General features: G+C 60.5%; 20 protein-coding genes and 2 pseudogenes. 15 read left to right on the top strand and 7 right to left on the bottom strand.

From position 1 onward, the window contains the following. Positions 1-155 precede the first annotated feature (155 nt). Positions 156-1,040, bottom strand: a complete 885-nt coding sequence (locus tag MO767_RS24305; protein WP_282482595.1) for a LysR substrate-binding domain-containing protein — start codon at positions 1,038-1,040, stop codon at positions 156-158. A gap of 118 nt (positions 1,041-1,158) precedes the next feature. On the opposite strand from MO767_RS24305, the gene MO767_RS24300 reads away from it, so the two are divergent. The 3 genes from MO767_RS24300 to MO767_RS24290 are packed head-to-tail and all read left to right on the top strand — an operon-like array spanning position 1,159 to position 3,413. Further along, positions 1,159-2,175 (top strand): aldo/keto reductase, encoded by a 1,017-nt coding sequence (locus MO767_RS24300; protein WP_282482594.1) that lies wholly within the window; start codon positions 1,159-1,161, stop codon positions 2,173-2,175. Positions 2,176-2,177: 2 nt separating this feature from the next. Then, positions 2,178-2,975 carry an SDR family oxidoreductase gene (locus MO767_RS24295; RefSeq protein ID WP_282482592.1) on the top strand — a complete coding sequence of 266 codons (798 nt, stop codon included), beginning with the start codon at positions 2,178-2,180 and terminating at the stop codon, positions 2,973-2,975. A 27-nt stretch (positions 2,976-3,002) separates the two neighbouring features. Beyond that, positions 3,003-3,413: an SRPBCC family protein gene (locus tag MO767_RS24290; RefSeq protein WP_282482591.1), complete on the top strand. Its 411-nt coding sequence runs from the start codon at positions 3,003-3,005 to the stop codon at positions 3,411-3,413. 38 nt (positions 3,414-3,451) lie between these two features. Here the strand turns inward: MO767_RS24290 and MO767_RS24285 are convergent, their stop codons facing one another. Together MO767_RS24285 and MO767_RS24280 are read right to left on the bottom strand one after the other, a co-directional pair. Then, positions 3,452-4,753 carry a HAMP domain-containing sensor histidine kinase gene (locus MO767_RS24285; RefSeq protein ID WP_282482589.1) on the bottom strand — a complete coding sequence of 434 codons (1,302 nt, stop codon included), beginning with the start codon at positions 4,751-4,753 and terminating at the stop codon, positions 3,452-3,454. Beyond that, positions 4,750-5,490 carry a response regulator gene (locus tag MO767_RS24280; protein ID WP_282482588.1) on the bottom strand — a complete coding sequence of 247 codons (741 nt, stop codon included), beginning with the start codon at positions 5,488-5,490 and terminating at the stop codon, positions 4,750-4,752. The genes MO767_RS24285 and MO767_RS24280 overlap by 4 nt, the downstream gene beginning before the upstream one ends. Positions 5,491-5,795: 305 nt before the next feature. Between MO767_RS24280 and MO767_RS24275 the strand changes: the two genes are divergently transcribed. From MO767_RS24275 to MO767_RS24265, 3 genes are all read left to right on the top strand, one after another. After that, positions 5,796-6,059, top strand: a complete 264-nt coding sequence (locus MO767_RS24275) for a DUF2790 domain-containing protein (protein ID WP_282482586.1) — start codon at positions 5,796-5,798, stop codon at positions 6,057-6,059. A gap of 48 nt (positions 6,060-6,107) precedes the next feature. Beyond that, a complete protein-coding gene (locus MO767_RS24270) occupies positions 6,108-6,320 on the top strand; it encodes a hypothetical protein (protein WP_282482584.1) in 213 nt (70 codons plus the stop codon). Positions 6,321-6,428: 108 nt separating this feature from the next. Beyond that, the gene (locus tag MO767_RS24265; RefSeq protein WP_282482583.1) at positions 6,429-7,640 is read left to right on the top strand and encodes a cytochrome c biogenesis protein DipZ; all 1,212 of its coding nucleotides are present in this window, start codon (positions 6,429-6,431) and stop codon (positions 7,638-7,640) included. A gap of 9 nt (positions 7,641-7,649) precedes the next feature. On the opposite strand, the gene MO767_RS24260 is transcribed toward MO767_RS24265, so the two are convergent. After that, entirely contained in the window at positions 7,650-8,642 is a 993-nt protein-coding gene (locus MO767_RS24260) for an AraC family transcriptional regulator (protein WP_282482582.1), read from the bottom strand. 194 nt (positions 8,643-8,836) lie between these two features. Between MO767_RS24260 and MO767_RS24255 the strand changes: the two genes are divergently transcribed. Continuing rightward, complete coding sequence (locus MO767_RS24255; RefSeq protein WP_140683752.1) at positions 8,837-9,106, top strand: DUF4242 domain-containing protein; 270 nt, start codon at positions 8,837-8,839, stop codon at positions 9,104-9,106. 37 nt (positions 9,107-9,143) lie between these two features. Then, positions 9,144-9,956, top strand: coding sequence for a class I SAM-dependent methyltransferase (locus MO767_RS24250; RefSeq protein WP_282482579.1), 813 nt, complete (start codon positions 9,144-9,146; stop codon positions 9,954-9,956). A 136-nt stretch (positions 9,957-10,092) separates the two neighbouring features. Here MO767_RS24250 and MO767_RS24245 read toward each other — a convergent pair whose 3' ends face one another. After that, positions 10,093-11,019 (bottom strand): universal stress protein, encoded by a 927-nt coding sequence (locus MO767_RS24245; protein ID WP_282482578.1) that lies wholly within the window; start codon positions 11,017-11,019, stop codon positions 10,093-10,095. A gap of 156 nt (positions 11,020-11,175) precedes the next feature. Here MO767_RS24245 and MO767_RS24240 point away from each other — a divergent pair, with 156 nt between their 5' ends. Continuing rightward, entirely contained in the window at positions 11,176-12,249 is a 1,074-nt protein-coding gene (locus MO767_RS24240) for an NAD(P)-dependent alcohol dehydrogenase (protein WP_129436750.1), read from the top strand. A gap of 8 nt (positions 12,250-12,257) precedes the next feature. On the opposite strand, the pseudogene MO767_RS24235 reads toward MO767_RS24240, so the two are convergent. Beyond that, a pseudogene (locus MO767_RS24235) lies at positions 12,258-13,020 on the bottom strand (ABC transporter substrate-binding protein). 149 nt (positions 13,021-13,169) lie between these two features. Then, positions 13,170-13,437: pseudogene (locus tag MO767_RS24230) on the bottom strand (transposase); the annotation flags it as partial. Positions 13,438-14,057: 620 nt separating this feature from the next. Here MO767_RS24230 and MO767_RS24225 point away from each other — a divergent pair. From MO767_RS24225 to algG, 6 genes are all read left to right on the top strand, one after another. Next, the gene (locus MO767_RS24225; RefSeq protein WP_282482576.1) at positions 14,058-15,368 is read left to right on the top strand and encodes a UDP-glucose/GDP-mannose dehydrogenase family protein; all 1,311 of its coding nucleotides are present in this window, start codon (positions 14,058-14,060) and stop codon (positions 15,366-15,368) included. Positions 15,369-15,429: 61 nt separating this feature from the next. Continuing rightward, positions 15,430-16,911, top strand: coding sequence for a glycosyltransferase family 2 protein (locus MO767_RS24220; RefSeq protein WP_282482574.1), 1,482 nt, complete (start codon positions 15,430-15,432; stop codon positions 16,909-16,911). Between the two features lie 117 nt (positions 16,912-17,028). Beyond that, positions 17,029-18,243 carry an alginate biosynthesis protein Alg44 gene (locus tag MO767_RS24215; protein ID WP_282482573.1) on the top strand — a complete coding sequence of 405 codons (1,215 nt, stop codon included), beginning with the start codon at positions 17,029-17,031 and terminating at the stop codon, positions 18,241-18,243. Beyond that, on the top strand, positions 18,240-19,640 hold the full coding sequence (locus MO767_RS24210) for an SEL1-like repeat protein (protein ID WP_129436747.1): 1,401 nt from the start codon (positions 18,240-18,242) through the stop codon (positions 19,638-19,640). The genes MO767_RS24215 and MO767_RS24210 overlap by 4 nt, the downstream gene beginning before the upstream one ends. Positions 19,641-19,681: 41 nt before the next feature. After that, entirely contained in the window at positions 19,682-21,070 is a 1,389-nt protein-coding gene (locus tag MO767_RS24205) for an alginate export family protein (RefSeq protein WP_282482626.1), read from the top strand. 86 nt (positions 21,071-21,156) lie between these two features. Beyond that, positions 21,157-22,674, top strand: a complete 1,518-nt coding sequence (gene algG / locus MO767_RS24200; protein ID WP_129436745.1) for a mannuronan 5-epimerase AlgG — start codon at positions 21,157-21,159, stop codon at positions 22,672-22,674. Positions 22,675-22,680 lie beyond the last annotated feature (6 nt).

The following is a 22,680-nucleotide window of genomic DNA, read 5'->3' as shown; positions in this document are numbered from 1 at the left end:
TCAGGAGGACGTAATGGAATCAGCAAAAAGGCGTAGTCAGCGAGACTACACGCTGACCTTTAAATTGTCGGTCGTCGATCAGCTCGCAAAAGGGACACAGAGCGTTCCGGGCTGCCTTCCCACGCAGAGCGTGGGAGCGATCATGTGGCCGGGCCCTATTCGGTCAGCACTTTCCTGAACGTTTCCACCAGCGGTCGCAAATTGATCCGGTGCCACGCGGCCCACAGTGGCGTGGTGAAGGAAATCCATGGCACTTCCCGCAGCACCACGCCGGGTGGTGCGTTGCGGCTCAAGCCTTTCTGAATCATCGCGATGCCCAGCCCCGACGCCACTAGTCCCAATGCGGTGAAAGGTTCGGTGGCTTCCATACGAATGTCCGGGGTGAAACCAGCGCGGATGCAGGCGCTGACGAAGTCGTCGCGGCTGGCGGCGTCTTGGCGGGGTTGCACGCCGATCCATTCCTGATCGGCCAGGTCTGCCGGGGTCAGGGTTGTGTGGTCCGCCAAAGGATGGTGCTCGGGCAGGGCCAGCAGCATTGGATCGTCCAGCACCTGAAAACCCAGCAGGTCCGGGTCGTCGGCGACGGGCGGTTCGCTGACCAGTGCGATATCCAGACTACGCTGTCGCAGGCCTTCGAGTTGTTCGGCGGAATTGAGGTTGTACAGCGCGACATGCACGTTCGGTCGGTCAACCCGCAGCACCCGCAAGGCATTGGGCAAGACGCCGGCGTGCATGGCGTTTTCGATATAGCCGATGCACAAGCCGCCTTCTTCACCACGACCGAGGCGCTTGCCCAGGGATTCCAGGCGACTGGCGTGGGTCAGCAGGGCACGGGTTTCAGCCAGGAAAGTCTGGCCATCGCGGGTCAGGCGAATGCGTTGCTGGCTGCGTTCGAACAGGGTCAGGCCCAGGCGCTCTTCGAGCTGGGCGATCTGCCGGCTCAGGGGCGACTGGGAAATGTGCAGGCGTTCGGCGGCGCGACCGACGTGTTCTTCTTCGGCGACAGCGACGAAGTAGCGCAATTGGCGGATGTCGATCATGTCAGACCTCTAGGGACTCAAGTGCTGCTCATTGTGTCTTGGACGGTCCGATCAGCGCAATCTAGGATCTGCTCATCGGTCACCTCAGCTGACCCCTGACACTCAAGAGGATTCACCCATGAGCTTGAAAGACAAATTGCCCGGCGCGCTGGGTTTCGGTACCGCGCCATTGGGCAACATGTTCCGTGCCATTCCTGAAGACGAGGCGCTGGCCACCGTCCACGCCGCCTGGGATGCCGGCGTGCGCTACTTCGACACCGCTCCGTTTTACGGCTCGGGCCTGTCGGAAATTCGACTGGGCACCGCGCTGGCCCAGTACAACCGCGACGACTATGTGCTCAGCAGCAAAGTCGGCCGAGTGATTCTCGATGAAGTCGAAGACGCCGCGGCCCGTGACTTGGGCGAAAAAAGCGGAGTGTTCGAGCACGGTCGCCCGAACAAGATCGTCAACGACTACAGCGCCGACGCCACGATGCGCTCCATAGAAGACAGCCTAAAGCGCCTGCAAACCGATCGGCTGGACATCGTCTGGGTGCATGACATCGCCCAGGACTTCTACGGTGATCAATGGCTGGAATACTTCAACCAGGCCCGCACCGGTGCTTTCAAAGTGTTGACCCGTTTGCGCGAAGAAGGCGTGATCAAGGGCTGGGGCCTGGGCGTGAACAAGGTTGAACCGTGCGAACTGACCCTGGATCTGACCGAAGCCCAGCCGGACGGTTTTCTGCTGGCGGGTCGCTACACGTTGCTCGACCACGATCGTGCCTTGCAGCGTTTGATGGATGCCGCGCTGGCGCAGAATGTCGAGATCGTGGTCGGTGGTCCTTACAGCTCGGGCATTTTGGCCGGTGGCACACACTTCGAGTACCAGAAAGCCAGCCCGGCGATCATCAATAAAGTCGAGCACATCAAGCGAATTGCTGCCGCGCATGGTGTCGACATCAAGGCAGCTGCGTTGCAGTTTTCGTTGGCTAACCCGGCGGTGGCCGCGGTGATTCCGGGGTCCAGCCGTCCGGACCGGATTGCTGAAGACGTTGCCGCGATGTCGGCCGTCATTCCCGCTGCTTTCTGGCAGGCGATGCGCGAGGCGAAACTGGTTTCCGAGCGTGCGCCATTGCCGATCATTGGAGGTTGAGCATGAAAATCGATCTGAGTGGAAAACTCGCCATTGTCAGCGGCAGCACTGCCGGCATTGGCCTGGGCATCAGCAAGGCGCTGGCCGAGTCCGGCGCCACGGTGGTGGTGATCGGCCGCGAGACGGCCAAGGTCGAACAAGCGCTGGCGAGCATTCGCCAGAGTGTGCCGGACGCGCAGCTGCGTGGCCTGACCGCAGACCTCGGCACGGCCGAAGGCGCCGAGTTGTTGTTCGCCGCCGAACCACGGGCGGACATCCTGGTGAACAATCTCGGTATCTTCAACGATGTGGATTTCTTCGATGCACCGGACAGCGAGTGGACGCGCTTTTATGAGGTTAACGTGATCTCCGGCGTGCGCCTGTCCCGCCATTACGTGCCAGACATGGTCAAGCAGGGCTGGGGCCGGGTGATTTTCCTGTCCTCGGAATCCGGGGTCGCAACACCGGCCGACATGCTCAACTACGGCGTGACCAAAAGCGCCAACCTGGCGGTGTCCCATGGTCTGGCCAAGCGGCTGGCGGGCACCGGGGTGACGGTCAACGCGATCCTGCCCGGCCCGACGTTGACCGATGGGCTGGAGCAGATGCTCAAGGACGCCACTGCCAAATCGGGGCGCAGTGTTCGGGAAGAAGCCGACGCCTTCGTGCGCAAGGCTCGGCCGAGTTCGATCATCCAGCGCGTGGCGGATGTCGAGGAGGTCGCCAACCTGGTGGCTTATATTGCCTCGCCGTTGTCCTCGGCCACGACGGGTGCGGCGTTGCGGGTTGACGGCGGTGTCGTCGACAGCATGGCGATTTGAACCTTATTGATTAAGAGAGAACATTTCATGGCAACTGCATCAGCGTTTATTGATATCCCGGCGGCGGCCGATGAGGTTTGGCAATTGATTGGTGGCTTCAACTCCCTGCCGGACTGGCTGCCGTTTATCCCGAAAAGCGAGCTGAGTGAAGGCGGCCGGGTACGTAGCCTGCAAACGGCGGACGGGGCGGTGGTGGTTGAGCGGTTGGAGGCGTTTGATAACGCAGGGACGACTTACAGTTATTCGATTTTGCAGGCGCCGTTTCCGGCCACTGACTATCTGGCGACTATCAGCGTGGAAGCGCAGGGGCAGGGCGCGCGAGTGACGTGGTCCGGGCGGTTTTCACCTGTCGGTGTGAGTGACGAGGAAGTGGTGGCGCTGTTTACCGGTATCTACCAGGGTGGTCTGGAAGCCTTGCGCGCCAATTACCCGGTCTGACCCTGGACTGATCGTTCCCACGCAGAGCGCGGGAACGATCATGCTGCCGGTAATTTGAGCTCCGCGCACAACCCCCCTCCCTCACGATTACTCAACGTCAACGATCCCCCGATCGCCAACGCCAACTGCTGCGCAATCGCCAAGCCCAACCCGGTCCCGCCGGTGCTGCGGTTACGCGAGTTCTCCACGCGATAAAACGGTTCCATCACCTGGGCTAATTCCTCCTCGGCAATCCCTGGCCCGCGGTCCATCACCTTCACCGACAAACTGCCGTCAGCCTTCGCTTCCACCTTCAACTCGGCGGCGCCAGCGAACTTCAGCGCATTGTCCGTCAGGTTCACCAGCACCCGCCGCAAGGCGTGCGGCCGGGTGTTGATCACCGCGTCACTTTTACCGCTGAGCTGCACGTCTTTGCCCATGTCCTGATAGTCGAACACCAGGCTGTCGAGGAACGAATCCAGATTGGTGCGGCGACTTTCTTCGGTGGCGCCATGCACGCTGCGGGCGTAGGCCACGCCTTCGCGCACCAGGTGTTCTATCTCGCCAAGGTCATTCCAGAGTTTGTCTTTCTCGGCGGAGTCGTCCATGAACTCGGCGCGCAGTTTCATGCGGGTGATCGGGGTTTGCAGGTCGTGGGAAATCGCCGCCAGCAGTTGCATGCGCTCCTTCAGGTAAGCGGCGATGCGCGCCTGCATCGAATTGAAGGCCATGGCCGCATGCGCGACTTCGGTCGGGCCTTTTTCGTCCAGGTGCACCGCGTGGGTGTTGGGGTCCAGGGTCTCTACCGCTTGGGCGAGGCGGGTGAGGGGGCGGATGGCGATTCTCACGGCCAGCCAGGTGCAGATGAGCATCAGTGCCAGTTGCCCCAGCAACACGATGGGTAACCACGGCGACAACGGCACCATCGAGGGTCGCACGTCGATGGTCAGCGGGCTGCCGTCCGCCAGTTTCAGGTGGACCTGAAAATGTTTATCCGGCCCGGGGATGTCGGTCACCGTCATCGGGTAATCCTTGCCGATGGCCTCTTTGATCGACGTCATCGCGATTGGCGAATCGCTCATGGGCATGCCCGGCGAGCCTTCGTTCAACAAATAGCGGTAGTTACGTCGATCCAGTTGTTGCAGCCAGCTCATGCGTTCTTCGGCCGGCAAGCGGTCGAGGATGGCGATGGAGGTCGAGATGTCGGTTTCCAGATTGCCCAGCATGGTGTTCTTCGTGCTTTCGTATCGCTCGTAGTACTGCGCGCCGAAGGACAGCGCCTGCGCGAGAATCAAGCCGATCAGGAAGATCAGCGACAGTCGCGAGGCCAGGGTGCGAGGCCAGCGCATCGAGAGATTCATAAGGGCGCCCCGAGCACTTCCACCGGCAGGGAAAACACATAGCCTTCGCTGCGCATGGTTTTGATGTAGGCCGGTTCGCGGGCATCGTCCAGCAAGCGCTGGCGCAACCGGCTGACCAACAAGTCGATGGAGCGGTCGAACAGGTCGGCATCGCGGCCTTGGGTCAGGTTCAGCAGTTGATCGCGATTGAGCACCCGCTGAGGATGATCGAGGAACACCCGCAGCAACCGATATTCCGCGCCACTGAGCGCGACCATCGTGCCGTCTTCATCGAGCAAGTGCCGGGCCGAGGTGTCCAGGCGCCAGCGCCCGAAGGCCAGCAAGCGACCGCTTTCGGTGACCACCAGGTTGGGCGGCAGCATCCGCGTGCGGCGCAACACGGCGTTGATGCGCGCGAGCAGTTCACGGGCGGCGAACGGCTTGACCAAGTAATCGTCGGCGCCCATTTCCAGGCCGATGATGCGGTCGGTTTCATCGTTGCGCGCGGTGAGCATCAGCACCGGCGTGGCCTTGTGTTTGCCGGCGCGCAACTCACGGCACAGCATCAGGCCATCGTCGCCCGGCATCATGATGTCGAGCACGATCAGGTCCACCGGCGTGGATTCCAGGAACGTGCGCATTTGTCGTCCATCCGCCACGACGGTGGTGCGCAGGCCGTTTTTCTTGAGGTAGTTGCCTACCAGTTCCCGGATCTCGCGGTCATCGTCCACGATGAGAATGTGATCGACGTGTTCCATTTGGCCAGGCCTCTGTAGATGGGGGATGTCGCGCAGTCTATCGAGCCTTGGCCCGCTCGTCCGCAGTCCTTTGTATTGCAGTGTATCTGGCATGTCGGCGGATACACGTGGACGCAAAAACACTCATTTTCAGGGCTTTTGTATCGCTCTGTATCCCGGCCCGGTTCTGATACGTACCGATTTACACGCGCCTGTTCCCGACACATACGGGATACCTCGCGAGCTTCTAATAGGTTCCATCGAGGCAAACCAAACCGCCTCGGCCCAATCAACGATTGACCTATTGAAGCCTTGAGGAAACCACCATGAACACCAAAGCCGTCTACGCCGCTTGCCTGTTTGCCGCCCTGAACATCTGCACCTTGTCGGCCCGCGCCGAAGCCGATGTATCCGCTAAAACCTATACCTACGGCACGCACCTGGACATCAAGAAAGTGGTGTCGCTGAAACAGGACGCCTCAACTTCCTGTGGGGTTGTGGATGCCCAGCTGACTTACCTGGACTCCCATAACAAAACCCAGGTTCTGGACTATCGCAAATTGGCTGATGGCTGCAACTCGGACAACTGAGTCCTGCGCTAACCCATTGCTCATCCCAATTGAAACAGGAAGCACATCATGAACAACGTAAGCCGCTTTTTGACTGCCATTGCCTTCTCCGCGGCTGGCGCCGCTGCCCATGCCAACGCTGCTGTTGAACAGAAAAGCTGTGGCAGCGCGACTTGCTTCCAGCTGACGCCGGTGGGGGAGAAGGGCGGTAGTGCCTTACTGGCTGAGGATGGTTCCAGCCGCACGCCGCAGGGACAGCAGCTGGAAAACCAGGCGGCCTGAGGCCTGACACTGTTTCTGTGAGCACCACAACTCCAATGTGGTAGCGAGCAAGCTCGCTCCCACAGGGATGTGTGGTGTGTCGGCCAAACTCTATTCAAAGGTGATCCCATGTTTCTCATCGCTTTCCTGGGCGGCATATTGACCGTCCTCAGCCCTTGCATCCTCCCGGTCGTGCCGTTTCTGTTCGCCGGTGTTGAACGCACACGTTCCTCGATCCTGCTCACCCTCGGCGGCATGGTCCTGACCTTCGCCCTGATTTCCAGCCTGGCCGTGGTCAGCAGCGAGTGGGTGGTACACGCCAACAACACCGGTCGTCATGTGGCCCTCATCGTGATGGTGCTGTTTGCCCTGTCGCTGATTTCCGCCCGTGTCGGTGACTGGCTGGCCCGTCCCTTCGTGGCACTGGGCAACCGCCTCGATCCGGACACCCGCAAAATGTCCGGTCCGTTGGGTTCGATCATGATCGGCGTTGCCACCGGTCTGCTCTGGGCACCGTGCGCCGGGCCGATCCTTGGGGTCATCCTCACGGGCGCCATGCTTCAAGGTGCAAACGCTCAAACCAGCCTGTTACTGGTGGCGTACGGCCTGGGCAGCGCATTGTCCCTGGGCACCTTGATCTTCGCCGGTCGCGGCCTGGTCAATCGCTTGAAGGCGTCGATCCCGGTCACCGGTTGGTTGCGTCGTGGCGCGGGTGTTGCGGTGCTGGCGGCTGCGGCGGTGATTTCCACCGGTGCCGACAAAACACTGCTGGCCGGCACCTCGTCCGAAGGCGTGACGACGGTTGAGCAACGCGTGTTGGAAACCGTGCCGAAAGTCGTCGATTACTTCATCAGCAAGGTCAAGGCAGACTCGTCCTTGGACAACGCCCAAGGCACCATGCCGTCGCTGTCCGGTGCGGTCGAATGGCTCAATTCGCCGGCGCTGAGCAACGATTCGCTGAAAGGCAAAGTGGTGCTGGTGGACTTCTGGACCTTCGACTGCATCAACTGCCAGCACACCTTGCCGTACGTGAAGGACTGGGCGAAGAAATACGAGAAGGACGGCCTGGTGGTGATCGGCGTGCACACCCCTGAATACGGTTTCGAGCGCATCATCGCCAACGTCAAGGATCAGGTGAAAAAGCTCGGCATCACCTACCCGGTGGCGATCGACAACAACTACGCGATCTGGCGCAACTTCGACAACCAGTATTGGCCGGCTCACTACCTGATCGATGCCAAGGGCCAGGTGCGTTACACCCACTTTGGTGAAGGCAGTTACGAGACTCAGGAGAAGATGATTCAGCAGTTGCTGGAAGAGGCTAAAGCGCCCGCTGCGTAATGCTTCAAATCAATGGCCCACAGGCCCCGCGCCGTGGGCCATTGTTTTTTTCTCCTGACTGCGCCGCCACGCCGCTGGTGGCGCTCCATACTCCCGGCGAAACGCCCGACTGAACGCCGTATCGGTCTGGTAGCCCACCTCTTCGGCAATCCGCATCAACGAGCTGTTACTGCTGCGTAACAGGTTGGCCGCCAGCAACATGCGCCATTGCGTCAGGTACTGCATCGGCGAACTCCCCACCAGTTGCTGGAAGCGTTCCGCCAACACCGATCTTGACGTGCCGGCAGTGCGCGCCAGTTCATCCAGCGTCCAGGCGTGACACGGTTTTTTGTGCAACGCGTTGAGGGCGGCGCCGACAATCCGGTCGCCCACTCCAGCCAGCCAACCGGTGCGACCTTCGCCCTGTTCGTGCATGTACAGTCGCAGCACTTCGATGAACAACACCTCGGCCAGTTTCGCCAGCACACCTTCGCCGCCGGGGCGGGGCGAGCGCGCTTCGGCCAGCGCATAACGGACCGATGATTCCAGCCAGATACCGGCATTCGAGCCGCGCACATTGACCCGGACCACCGCCGGCAACCCGGTCAGCAACATGCCGGCCAGACGGGTATCGCAGGCCAGATAGCCGCACACCAACCGCGTTACCGCGCCGCCACCGCCATAGCTCAATTGCCGTGGACGGCGCGCCAGCACCACGTCCAGCCGTGCACCGGTGGCAGATGCGAGCCCCGGTTTAGAGCTCATGCGATGGGCATCTCCCTGAGGGAAAACCACCACATCGCCGGCCGTCAGCAGGAGCGGGGGATCATCACCCAGTTCGACATAACACTCGCCTTCGGTGATCAAGTGGAAGATCACCACGCGTTCGGCGCCGGGCTCCAGAAACGGAGCCGCCGCGTCGGCGCTCGGCGATTGGTAGCACCAGGGTGCAGTAAACCTGGCATTGATGAAAATCGCGCCGACCAGGCGGACAACGCGCAGCGTCTGGGACAGGGCATCCATGGTGGTTTTCCCGTGTTGGCGGGCCGCTTTGGGTGGTGAGCTTGATTGTGAGCCTGTCGCGCCAGAGCGTGAAATCTCCGGACGATCGGGCAGGGTTGGCCGACGATCGGGCAGGACGCCAGCGTCGCCCGGCGCGATAGTTGACCTACAGGGTCTGCCGACCCTGTCATCAATAAGAAGAATGAGAGGTTGCCATGCCGAAGTTCGTCATAGAACGCGAGATTCCGGGTGCTGGAACACTGTCAGAAAGGGATTTGAAAGCAGCTTCGCAAAAGTCCTGCAGGACGTTGCGAGACTTGCCAGAGGTGCAGTGGCAGCAGAGTTATGTCACCGGTGACAAGCTTTACTGCGTGTACATCGCGCCCAACGAAGAGTCGATCAAGGAACACGCCAGGCAGAGCGGTTTCCCGGCCAACCGCATTTCCCAGGTCACGGCCATCATCGATCCCACCACGGCCGAATAAGCCGGGTTGCGTTCCAACCCGCAACGGAGCGGAATTCATGAGTACACCCATTGATCTTACTGCCTTGAAAAACCGTCAGATGGCCTCTTGGGCCAGTGGCGACTATGCCGTGATCGGCACCACTTTGCAGATTGTCGGCGAGCAACTCGCCGAGGCCTGCGACCTGCTTTGCGATGAACGCGTGCTCGACGTGGCCGCCGGCAACGGTAACGCGACGCTCGCTGCCGCGCGCCGTGGTTGCCATGTCACTTCTACCGACTACGTGGCCGCGCTGCTGGAAAGCGGCGAAGACCGGGCCAGGGCCGAACGCCTGGAAGTCACGTTTCAAGTGGCTGACGCCGAAGCCTTGCCGTTCGAGGATGCCGGCTTCGATGCCGTGCTTTCGACCTTCGGGGTGATGTTTACGCCGGACCAACCCAAGGCGGCCACGGAACTGGCGCGGGTTTGTCGCCCCGGAGGGCGGATCGGCCTGGCCAACTGGACGCCCGAAGGTTTCGTCGGCCAGATGTTCAAGACCCTCGGCAGCCACCTGCCGCCACCGCCGGGGGCACAACCGCCGTCGAACTGGGGCACCGAAGCCTGGCTGCACACGCAGTTCGACGAACGTGACTTTCTGCTGCAGGTGACGCGCAAGACCTTCAACTTCCGTTACCGCTCCGCCGCGCATTTCATCAATACGTTCCGCACCTGGTACGGCCCGGTCCACAAAGCCTTCGCGGCGCTGCCTCCTGAAGGCGCCAAGGCGTTGGAAAGCGACATGACCGAATTGATCAACCGCATGAACAGAGCGGGAGAGAGATCGTTGGTGGTGCCGAGTGAATACCTTGAGGTGGTGATTACCCGGCGTTAATCGGCCACCACAAAACCCCCTGTGGGAGCGAGCTTGCTCGCGATGGCGGACTTTCAGTCAACATCAATGTTGAATGTAAGGCCCTCATCGCGAGCAAGCTCGCTCCCACAGGGTTTTGTGGTGTCCGGTAGATCAATTATTCATCCAGCCGCTCGCTGTACACCACCCAAACACTGCACGGCATTTTGTACAGCAGATGCTCCACCGTGCTGCCGATCAGCCGGCCCATGCCGCGATGGCCGATCCGGCCCATGACAATCACGTCAATGTCATAAGCATCGGCATAGCGGGTGAGGACCTTGGCCGGGTTGCCCATGATCATGTGCCGCTGCTCCGGCGCGATGCCGTTGCGCTCGGCCAAGTCGTTGAAGGCATCTTCCTGGTAATCGAACACGGTCTTGGCCTTGCCGGAGGAGAAAAACGCCGACCCGTTGTCGAAGCCGAATTCGTCGGCGCTGATGGATGAAAGGTCATAGGCGTAGACCACATCGAGTTCGGCATTACAGGCGCTCGCCAGTTTCGCCGCCTCGTGAAGGATCCGGTCGTTGAAGGTTTTGTAATGGTCATCGCGATGAAAGGGGTCGACCGCCGCGACGATCTTTCGCGGCAAGGCGTGCATGGCGTGGCTCACGAAATGCAGCGGCACCGGGCATTCGCGCAGCAAATGCACATCGAGCGGGGTAAACATCAGCCGCGACAGCAGCGACTCGTGCTCCAGCGCCTTGATCAGCACGTCCATCGGCTGCTCTTTGAGGTGAATCAGGATTTCCTCCAAGGGGCGTTCGACCCAGGCCACTTCGGTGGTGACATTCACCCCGATTTTGCGCAAGGGGCGGGCCTGTTCCTCAAGCCATTGGCGGTGGCGCTCGACGTAGCACACACGCATCTGTTCCAGGGCCTTTTCGTTGACCAGACTAGCGGTCGCCAGGCCTTCAAGGTAATCGAAGGCGACGATGTGCAGCGCGGCGTCTTCGGCCATGGCCAGCGCAGCGGCCCTGTCGAAAGCAGGGCTGTGTTCCATCAGCGGTGATGCAACCAGCATGAAGCGGGATTGACCAGACATGACGAACCTCCCGTGGATTAGCCGCCCGACGTGCGGCTCGTGCGACGTACATCCAGTCTTTAAGTATTGACCATGATCAACCTTCCGTCCGTAAACCGGTTGCAGACTGAGGTTCATGCTGAACTCAAACGCACGTGAACGCTCAGGAGAACCCCGATGGCAACCATGAAAGCCGCGATATTCGTTGAGAAAAACCGCATCGTGCTGGATGACAAACCGATCCCCGAGGTCGGGCCGCTGGATGCGCTGGTCCGCATTACTACCACGACGATCTGCGGCACCGACGTGCACATCCTGCGGGGTGAATACCCGGTGGCCAAAGGGCTGACCATCGGTCACGAACCGGTGGGCATCATCGAGCGGCTGGGCTCGCAGGTGCGTGGTTTTGTCGAAGGCCAGCGGGTGATTGCCGGCGCCATTACCCCCAGCGGACAAAGTTACGCCTGCCTGTGCGGTTGCAGTTCACAGGATGGCCCGGACACCCGCCATGGCTTCCGCGCCGCCGGTGGCTGGAAGTTCGGCAACACCATCGATGGCTGCCAGGCCGAGTACGTGCTGGTGCCGGATGCATTGGCCAACCTGTGCCCGATCCCCGATGGCCTCAGCGACGAACAGGTGCTGATGTGCCCGGACATCATGTCCACCGGGTTTTCCGGGGCAGAGCGGGGCGAGGTCAAGATTGGCGATACCGTGGCAGTGTTCGCCCTCGGGCCGATCGGCCTGTGTGCCGTGGCCGGCGCGCGCCTCAAGGGCGCCAGCACCATTATCGGCATCGATACCGTGGCAGAACGGATGAGCGTCGCCCGGCAGTTGGGTGCGACCCACGTGGTCAATTTCAAGGACGGCGACGTGGTCGCGCAGATCATGGCGCTGACCGACGGTCGAGGTGTCGACGTGGCCATCGAAGCGCTGGGCACCCAGGGTACTTTCGAGTCCGCGCTGCGGGTGTTGCGCCCCGGTGGTCGTTTGTCCAGCCTGGGGGTTTATTCAAGTGATCTGCGCATCCCCCTCGAAGCTTTTTCCGCGGGGCTCGGGGATTTCAGCATCGTCAGCACCCTGTGCCCCGGCGGTAAAGAACGCATGCGACGGTTGATGGCGGTGGTGCAAAGCGGTGGCGTCGATCTGTCGCCGCTGGTGACGCATCGCTTCAAGCTTGACGACATCGAAGCCGCGTATGAGTTGTTTGCGCATCAGCGGGACGGGGTGATGAAAGTTGCGATCACGCCTTGAGGTTGTCCTCAGGGTTTCCAGACATCGACGTCTTTCGCATCCACTGCCTTGGGCAATAAACCCGCGGCAAAAAAAGCGTCGGCGATTTTCTGCTGCTCACCCAACTGATCGCCTTGCACCGGCTGTACCTGGTAGCTGCGATGGGTGTTGGCCGTCTCGATGGTTGTCACATCAAGGTTGCCCCACATTGGGCTGAGAATTTGCGCCGCATCAAGTGGGTTGGTTTTCACCCAGTCGCCCGTCTTGTGCAGTTGCTCGTAAACCAGCTTGAGATCGTCGGGATGCGCCTTGGCGTATCTCGTGCTGGTCAGGTAATAGCGTTTGTAACAAGCCAGGCCGGCACCGTCCGCCAGGGTGCGAGTCGGCAGTTGACGTTGCGCGCTGGTGAGGAAGGGTTCCCAGGTGACCCAGGCGTCGACCTTGTTGTTCTCGAAGGCTGCTCGGCCATCGGCGGGCGACAGGTAGGCCGGTTGGACGTCCGAAAACGCCAGGCCTGCTTTTTCCAAGGCAGCGATTAGCCTGCGCAGCCTGAGCAAAAATCGGCACGGTATCCGCCACGTCAGCGCTGATATCGACGTAGCCGACATTCAGCGCTTCCAGCAGTGGCAAACCACTTGAAAACTCATGCCAGCTCACATCGATGTTCTTCTGCGCGAGGGTTTTTTCCAGCGTGCCTTGGGTTTTCAACAAGGTGATGAGGGTCGATGACTTCTGGTAACCGATTCGTACCGTTTCCCGGGCCTGGGCCGCAAAGGTGAACGACAAGGCCATTGCAACGACCAGACCGGCCAGTACCGGGCGACGGTATTTCGCTTCAGCGTTTTGGTGTCAGCGATGCGTTGCTGCTCGGCCAGCTCATCAACCTTGACCGGGACGATGTCATAGCTACGGCGAGTGTTCGCCAGCTCCACCGTCGTGGCATTGATGACGGCCAGGATTCCCGCCACCAACGGGTGTTTTTCCGGCAGATGCCGGACATTCATGAGGGTGGTGTCTTTAGGGATCGGAGCGCCCAGCGTGAGCTGGGCGAACTGGCGCAGCGAAGTGATTTCATAGAGCGCCTCTTCCATCGCCGAATCGCTCAATGCAAACCGTTTTGCAGCCGATGAATGCGCAGCATAGCGTCCGGAGAATAAGGTGTGCGCCGCCGCCGGCCTTTGGATAGTACGACTCGATCAGCGCCAGCAGAGCTCATCGGGTTCATGGGCGGCTCGCTCAGGTAGTCAGGACATATATCAGCACATTCGAGGACTTATTCGGAGAGTCCCTAAAGAGTTTGTTCTTTAAAAGGTATTAACTATTGCGTGTAGGGCGAGCGCCAATAAATAGTTATTAAAAAAATTGACGTGTTTCAGTCGCTTTACACTGTACGAGGAATTTATTGGATACGCTTACAATGTTGCAACGTTGGCATTGCACTGTGTCAGGGCTTTAGGCGTGTCTGTCCGGTAAGTATCGTAAGTATCTGCTTGTTTTTGGTGCGCGGGTATATGTTTTTGTTTGAGGTGTCAGTCACGATAAATTTTATAGACCACTGATTTTAATAGTAATTTTATCAGTGGTTAACGTGTTTACGATATGGGTACTCACTTTGCTGATCCAACTACTCATGTTGTCGGCGCGAAGTGTTCGAAATTTATTTTAAAAAAACAGTACGTGCTTGATGTTTGTCTACACTCCAGTTTTACGGTGTGGGTCGAGAGTCAAGTTGTACCTAACGGTCGGTTAGTTGGTGCGGTAGAGCGACTGTCGGCCTGCGCGGCATGCCGATGGCATTCCTGAATCAAGTTATACGGGGGGATTCACCGATGCGGATCAGCATATTTGGTTTGGGGTACGTGGGCGCTGTATGTGCGGGCTGTCTCTGTGCTCGCGGTCATGACGTAATCGGGGTGGATGTCTCGCAAGTCAAGGTTGACCTGATCAACCAGGGTAAGTCGCCCATCGTTGAACCCGACCTGGAGCCGCTGCTCGAGTTGGGTGTGAGTTTTGGGCGGCTGCGTGGTGACCGTGATGTGAAGGCGGCAGTGATGGGCACGGACATGTCGTTCCTCTGCGTCGGTACGCCCAGCAAGAAGAATGGCGATCTGGACTTGGTCTACATCGAGTCGGTCTGCCGCGAGATCGGAGAAGCCCTGCACGACAAGCACAGTTGGCACACAGTAGTGGTGCGTAGCACGGTGCTGCCGGGCACGGTGAAGAACGTGGTGATACCGATACTTGAAGACTATTCCGGCAAGACGGCCGGGGTCGACTTCGGCGTGGCGATCAACCCGGAGTTCCTGCGCGAAAGTACCGCGATCAAGGATTACAACTGTCCGCCAATGACGGTGATCGGTGAACTCGACCAGCGCAGCGGTGACATGCTCGCCACGCTCTATCAAGAGCTGGACGCGCCGCTCCTGCGCAGGAGCATCGAAGTGGCGGAGATGATCAAGTACACCTGCAATGTCTGGCACGCGACCAAAGTGACCTTCGCCAATGAGATCGGCAATATCGCGAAGGCCGCCGGCGTGGACGGTCGCGATGTGATGGACGTGATCTGCCAGGACACCAAACTCAACCTGTCGCGTTATTACATGCGCCCCGGCTTTGCGTTCGGCGGTTCCTGCCTGCCCAAGGATGTGCGTGCGCTGAACTATCGCGCCGGGCAAATGGACGTCGAGCACCCGCTACTGGCCTCGATCATGCGCAGCAATGCGGTGCAGGTACAGAGAGCCTTCGACATTATCAGCAGTTACGGCAAGCGGCGTGTCGCGCTACTCGGCCTGAGCTTCAAGGCGGGCACCGATGACCTGCGCGAAAGCCCGCTGGTGGAGTTGGCCGAGATGCTGATAGGCAAGGGCTACGACCTGCATATCTTCGACCGCAACGTTGAATACGCGCGTATCTACGGGGCCAACAAAGAGTACATCGAGTCGAAGATTCCGCACCTGGCTTCGCTGTTGTGCCCTGACCTTGCGAAAGTGATCGAGCAGGCGGAGGTGATCGTGCTGGGTAACGGTGACGAGTCCTTCAAAGCCATTGCGCTTCAGGTGCCCGAGGGCAAGCAGGTGGTTGACCTGGTGGGCTTCCTGCCACACGCCAGTGACGATCGGCTCGAGGGTATCTGCTGGTAAGCGAGGCGCGGAGCTGATACGCCCCAAACAACATGGGTTTATCGAACGGGGGGTCATAGGTATGGCTGATTCCAGGGTTTACTTGCGCGAAGCTGCGGGCTGGTTGTTCTACGTCACCGCGCTGATGGGGCTTGCACTGTTGCTGCCGCGCACCGTGTTCGATCCCCAATCCAGGGACTTTCTCCTGTTGCTGGGGGCGGTCGGTATCTGGCGTTATTCGATGGGCGCGATCCATTACCTGCGGGGGATGCTGTTCCTTTATCTGGTATTCCCTTATTACAGACGCAGAGTCACCAGGCTGGGCAGCACTGCCGATCCGTCGCAGGTGTTTTTGCTGGTCACCAGTTTTCGTATCGATGCGTTGACCACGGCGCAGGTCTACCGCTCGGTGATCGAAGAGGCCATCGGTTGTGGTTACCCGACCACGGTGGTCTGTTCCATCGTCGAGCTGGCCGATGAACTGCTGATCAAAGCGCTGTGGGACAGCTATACCCCGCCGGAGCAGGTCAAGCTGAGCTTCGTGCGGATTCCCGGCACCGGTAAGCGCGATGGCCTGGCCCATGGTTTTCGGGCGATCTCCCGGTATTTGCCGGATGCCGATGCGGTGGTGGCGGTGGTCGATGGCGACACCGTGCTCTCGCCCGGGCTGGTGCGTCAGACCGTGCCCTGGTTCAAGCTGTTCCCGAACGTCGGCGGGCTGACCACCAATGAGTTCTGCGAGGTGCGCGGAAGCTACCTGATGAGCCAATGGCATAAGCTGCGGTTCGCCCAGCGGCACATCAATATGTGTTCGATGGCACTGGGCAAGCGAGTGCTGACAATGACCGGGCGGATGTCGGTGTTTCGCGCCCAAGTGGTGACCGACCCCGGCTTTATTCAAGACGTTGAGAGCGATTATCTGCAGCACTGGCGCCTGGGGCGTTTCCGCTTCCTGACCGGTGATGACAAGTCCAGTTGGTACAGCCTGATGCGGCTGGGCTACGACACCTTTTATGTGCCCGATGCGGCGATCAACACGGTCGAGCACCCCCCGGAAAAGAGCTTCTTCAAGGCCAGCCGCCAGCTGATGTTTCGCTGGTATGGCAATAACCTGCGGCAGAACTCGCGGGCGCTGCACTTGGGCGTGCAGCGGTTGGGCTGGTTCACCTCGCTGGTGCTGTTCGATCAACGCGTATCGATGTGGGCCAGCCTGCTCGGGCCGTCAGTGGCGATCATTGCCAGCCTCAAATACAGCATGGCCTACCTGCTGATCTATGTGCTCTGGATCGGCCTGACTCGCTTGTTCCTGAGTCTGCTGTTGCTGGCTTCGGGGCACCCGGTCGGGCCGGCCTATCCACTGATTCTCTATTACAACCAGTTGGTCGGCGCCGTGGTGAAGATCTATGTGTTCTTCCGTCTCGACCGGCAATCGTGGACGCGCCAGAAAACCAGACTCGACCGCGGGCTGGCCAGCTATCAGCGCTGGTTCAATACCTGGTCGTCGCGGTCCATGACCTTTTCGGCCGGCAGTGTGTTTTGCGCGCTGCTGATGTGGATGGTGTAGCGCAGGTGTCAGGGCAGTCGGCATGCCGTGCCGGTCTGCACAGCGGTAAAGGATAAAGGTGCATACCGGCTCTGACCTGCCGGATCGTTCTCAATCGTGGAAGGGAAGGGACGCGTTATGAACACAGCTTGTATTGCTGTTGATGACAATGTTGTGCATGAGTCGGAGGTGGAGCGTCAGCATGCGCGGCTGAATCTACCGGCGAGGCTCAAGTTACACGTGCCGAACCGGGAGATGTTCGATTGCGAGCTGATCGACTTGTCGGCCGGTGGCTTCAGCCTGAGTCAGCTGAATCCACCGCTGATCGTGGGCCGACAGCACAAAGGCAAACTGGTGTTTCAGGTCGATGCGCTTGGGTTTGCCATCGACGTGGAGTTTGTCGTGCGCTCGGTAGGCAGCGAGGGGCTGCGGGTGGGTTGCGAGTTCCACAACCTGCCTCCACGTGCGATCTCCGCATTGCGTTATCTGATCACATCCTACCTCTCGGGTGGGGTGATCAGCCTGGGTGACATGCTCGCGACCCAGCAGCGCGACAACTTCACCAAGCCGCGAAAGCACGATAGCGGCAACGGCCTGGGCTTTTTCGCACGCTTGCGGGCGACCACGGTGAGCCTGCTGATGTTCCTGGTGGGACTGGGTGCCTTTGGTTATGTGCTGAACCAGTTGTATGGCATTTATTTCGTCACTCACGCCGAATCGGCGCGGGTCAACGTGCCCGGCCAGTTGATCGGCCTGCCGCGCGACGGCAGCGTCAAGTCGTTGGTCAAGGTGGGGGCGGTGGTGTCCAAGGGGGCGCCGCTGGCGACCTTTTCCGCGTCGCTGCTGGATGTGATGAAAGGCAACCTGCCACCCGGGCAGGCGACCCCGGAAAACCTCGAGCGCCTGTTCAGCCGGACCCTGCAAGGGTCGCTGACCAGCCCTTGCGATTGCCGGGTGGTGGCGCAGCTGGTGCCGGACGGCCAGGTCGTCGGCAAGGGCACCACGGTATACGAGTTGATGCCGATCGATGGTGTGGCGACCATCGAGGCGCGCTTCCCCTATAAGAACTTTGCCAAGATCCAGCCTGGCAAGGCAGTGAGCTTCCAACTGGTGGGTGAAGAACAGCCACGCACGGGCAAAATCGCCACGGTGGTGCTGGACAACGGCGGCCTGGCCGCCGACCTGCGGGTCACCATTGAGCCTGACAGCGCGTTGCAGACCGATCTCGCCGGGCGTCCGGTGGAAGTCAGTATCGAAAACCTGCAAAGCAATGCCTGGGTGAAGAATGCCTGGGCGGCCAATACCTGGGTGAAGAATGCCTGGGAGAATAAAGCCATGGCGGCCGGAAAATGAACGGCGCATGGCGATCGGGGCTGCGGTTTTCTGCGCTGGCCGCAGCTCTGATGATGATTCATGGTTGCGGCACCCTGCCGGATCAGGGGTTGGCGCGCGAGGCCATGTTGCGCGGCGATTATGAAACGGCACGCAAGCACTATGCGGCGCTGGCCCAGGACGGCTATGCCGATGCCCAGGCCGGGATGGGCGACCTGACGGCGTCGGCGGGCGACCCGGCGAGCCTGAAAGAGGCTGAAGCCTTGTACCGGCAGGCCGCGCCGGAGTCGGTCAAGGCGCAGTCACGTCTGGGGCGCTTGTTGTTGCGTCAGGGACCGAGTGATCCCAAGCAAGTGCGCGAGGCCCAGCAATTATTGGAAGGCGCGCTGGATAAAGGCGAGTTCAGTGCGGTGGTGCCGCTGACGTTGTTGTACCTGGGCTACCCGCAACTGGTGCCTGGGGTGGATCCGCAGCAGAAGGTCGATGGCTGGCGCGCCCAGGGCATTGTCGAGGCGGATCTGGCGCAGATTCTGATTTACCGCAATCAGGGCACCTATAAGGCTCACCTGCCGCAGATCGAGCAGATGTGCCGGGCTCGGCTTGCGGTACTCGATGCCTGTTATGTGGAGCTGGCCACCATCAACCGAATGCGCGCCCAGCCCAATGCGCAAGCGGCCTTGCTGGTGGAGTTGCGCCAGGGTTGGCGCGAGGGACGAGTCGCGCCCTTGCGGGTCGAGTCGGTGGCGCGCGTTCTGTCGTCGCCAGCCCTCGAAGGCCCGGCCGATGCACAAAGCGCCCAGCGCCTGCTCGAGGAATTGGCGCCGGTCTATGCGCCGGCCTGGACCAGCCTGGCACGGTTGATCAACGACTACCCCGTGCAAGGCGATGCGCCGCAATTGCTCTCGGCCTTGCAGCGCGGGCGCGAGGCGGGCGACCCACGGGCGGAACTGCTGACCGGGCGGCTGTATTACCTCGGCAAATGGTTGCCGCAGAACCCGCGTCTGGCTGAAGAGCATTTGCTCAAGGCGGCCGCGGCCGGGGAAGTCGGGGCGCATTACTACCTGGGCCAGTTGTACCGGCGCGGTTATCTGGGCCAGGTCGAACCGCAGAAGGCGCTGCAACATTTGTTGCTGGCGGCCCGCAACGGTTCGCCCAATGCCGACCTGGCCCTGGCGCACATGTTTTCCGACTCCCGCGGGGTGAAGGTCAATCGGATCAATGCCTATGTCTTTGCGCAACTCGCGCAGCGTCAGGGCGTGGTAAATGCAGAGCCAGTGCTGTCGGCCCTGCAGTCGGGGCTGACCCCGGCAGAAAGGAAAATCGCGCAGCCTTTGCTTGAAGGGGAAGCCCAGGCCCGTCTGACGGGCGCGGCGCTAGCCAGACTGCAAACTCCGGAAAATGGACAGGACTTACTATGAAGCAAGCATTATTGGCAGGTTGTGGTCTGGGTGTTTCGCTGATGTGCAGTGCCGGTCTGGTGCTGGCGGCGGAGGTGGCTCCGAAGAATTTCGGCCTGGATGTGAAGATTACCGGTGAGTCGCAGGACGACCGTGACCTGGGCACCGCACCCGGTGGCACCCTCAACGGTATTGGCATCGACTTGCGCCCCTGGGCCTTTGGCCAATGGGGTGACTGGAGTGCCTATTTGATGGGGCAGGCGGTGGCAGCGACCGATACCATCGACACCGATACGGTGAACAACGGCGTCGACGAAAGTAACGCCCGCGGGACCGATGACAGCTACCTGGCGATGCGCGAGTTCTGGGTCGACTATTCGGGCATCACCGCCTATCCGGGCGAGCATTTGCGCTTGGGGCGCCAGCGTTTGCGCGAGGACAGCGGCGAGTGGATGGACACCAACATCGAAGCGCTCAACTGGACCTTCGAGACCACTCTGCTGCGCACCCACCTCGGTGCCGCCCAGCGCTTTTCCGATTACCGCACTGACTTGAGCGACCTGGCGCCCGTAGACAAAGACCGCTCCCATGTGTTCGCCGACATCTCAACGCAATGGGCGCCCAATCACTGGTTCGGCCTGCGCGTGCATCACTCCGAGGACAGCGGCAGCCTGCCCAATCCGGGCGAGCAGCTCGATGCGCTCGACAAGACCAACACCGGCAGCCTGACCTGGGTCGGTCTCGAAGCGAACGGTGACGGCTACAACTATCGCTCGACGATGCCGGTCAATTACTGGCTCAACGCGACCTGGCTGACCGGCAGTCGCGACAACCTCACCAGCGTGGTCGACGCTAACGGCGATCGCATTGCGACGGGCCACACCAGTGGCGACGTCAACGCCTGGGGTGCGGACCTTGGCCTGCGCTGGAACATCGATGAAAGCTGGCGCCTCGGTGCTGCCGCAGCCCGTGGCGACGGCGGTGGTCGCGACCAGGAGAATCAGTTCCAGCAAACCGGCCTGCAGAGCAACCGCTCGAATTACACCGGCACGCGTTCGCGCGTTCACCGTTTCGGCGAAGCCTTTCGCGGTGAACTGAGCAACCTCCAGGTGGCTACCCTGTTCGGCTCCTGGCAGTTGCGCGAGGACTACGACGCCAGCCTCGTCTACCACCGCTTCTGGCGGGTCGACGACCAGCAGGAAACCGGCGACGGCGGGGTCATCAATGCGGCGCTGGTGGACGGTGAGAAGGACCTGGGCCAGGAAGTCGATCTGGTCATGACCAAGTACTTCAAACAAGGCCTGTTGCCCGCGAGCATGGTGGATTGGGTCGACGAACCCTCGGCGCTGATCCGCTTGCGCCTCGGCGTGTTCTTCCCGGGTGACGCGTACGCCAGCGACACCGACTCGAGCATGCACCGGGCGTTCATTGATTTCGTCTGGAAAATCTAGGCCCAGGTTGTTGCCCGCAGTGATGCCATCGTGGGCAACAGCGCCTTGATCACACCAGGTTGCATTTATTTTGATGAGTGAGGCTTATGGACAGTGTCGTCAAGATAGGGCTGTTGCTCGCCGGACTGCTGTTGGTGCAGACCGCGGGTGTCAGCGCGGCGGGTCTCGTATTCGCGCCGCGCTATACCATTAGCGAGGCTCCGGGAAAGCCCTTGCTGATCAGCGAGCCAAAGATCCCCGACCTGTCCGGCTATACGGCCGAGGCAGCCATGGCGAAGATTTCCTACAAGCCCGCCGGCAGTGCCTTGATCCAGCCGATGCTCAAGGAAAACTCGCTCGACGAGTTCATCGGCGGCAAGGAGCGTCTCAAGGAATGGGTGGTGCGCCAGCAGCGAATGCCGGTGGCGATCTTCATCGATCGGGGCTACATGAACTTGACGCAACTGGCGCGCAGCCTGCCACCGACGGCCTTGCGCGAAACTGCGCCGGGGGTGTTTCTGGCACGCTTGCCAATTGTCATACGTCCGGGCGGGACCCTGCATATCGACAAGTCGGTCAAGGAGTTGCGATTGTCCCAGGAGGGCGGTTCCTTCCTGGTCAATGACGGCAAGCTGTTTATCACCGACACCAAGGTCAGCGCCTGGAGCGAGAAGGACGACAGCCCGGCCTGGTACAAGAAAGAGGGGGAGTTTCGGCCCTTCCTGGTGTCCTGGGGCGGCACCGAGACCTACATCGTCAACAGCACTATCACCAGCTTCGGCTACACCGCGAGCAAGAGTTATGGGGTGAGTATTTCCCAGTACAGCCCGAGCATGGCGCCGAAGATGAAGCGCAAGCGGCCGACCGGCTGGTTGCTCAATTCGCAGTTCGTTGACAACTGGTATGGCTTCTATTGCTATGAGGCCGACGACGTGGTGATTCTCGGCAATTCCTACCGCGACAACATCGTCTATGGCATCGACCCGCACGACCGTTCACGCCGGCTGATCATTGCCCACAACGACGCCTTTGGTACCCGCAAGAAGCACGGCATTATCCTCTCACGCGAGGTCAATGACAGCTGGATCATCTACAACCGCGCCTACAACAACCACCTGTCGGGCATCGTTCTGGACCGTTCCAGCGTCAATAACCTGGTGGCCTACAACGAGACCTACAAAAACCGCTCCGACGGCATGACCCTGTATGAGAGCGGCAATAACCTGATCTGGCGCAACCGCGCGATCGACAATGACCGGCACGGGATCCGGGTGCGTAACAGCACCGGTGTGCGGCTGTATGAAAACGAGCTGATGGCCAATGCCCTGACCGGTATCTACGGTCACATCAAGGATTTGCGCGGCAGCGACCGCGACCTCAAGGAAGATCCCTACGAAGCCAGGTTGTCGCTCACCGTGGTCGGCGGCAAGCTGATCGGCAACGGTTCCAGCCCCATCACCGTGTTTTCACCCTCGCGTCTGGAACTCTATGACTTGACCTTTCTGGCGCCGCAGAAACAGGACGGCCTTGCCTTCACCGGTTTGCTGGGGGAGGTGCAAGGCGACTTGATGGACATTCTCCTGCGCCGCCATGCAGCCGCGTTGATTCTGCCCGAGACACTGTGAGGAGCC

The organism is Pseudomonas sp. UYIF39 (genome assembly GCF_029963765.1).
Taxonomy (GTDB): domain Bacteria; phylum Pseudomonadota; class Gammaproteobacteria; order Pseudomonadales; family Pseudomonadaceae; genus Aquipseudomonas.
The sequence above is the reverse complement of the archived record's forward strand: the minus strand, read 5'-3'. Positions and strand labels throughout refer to the sequence as shown.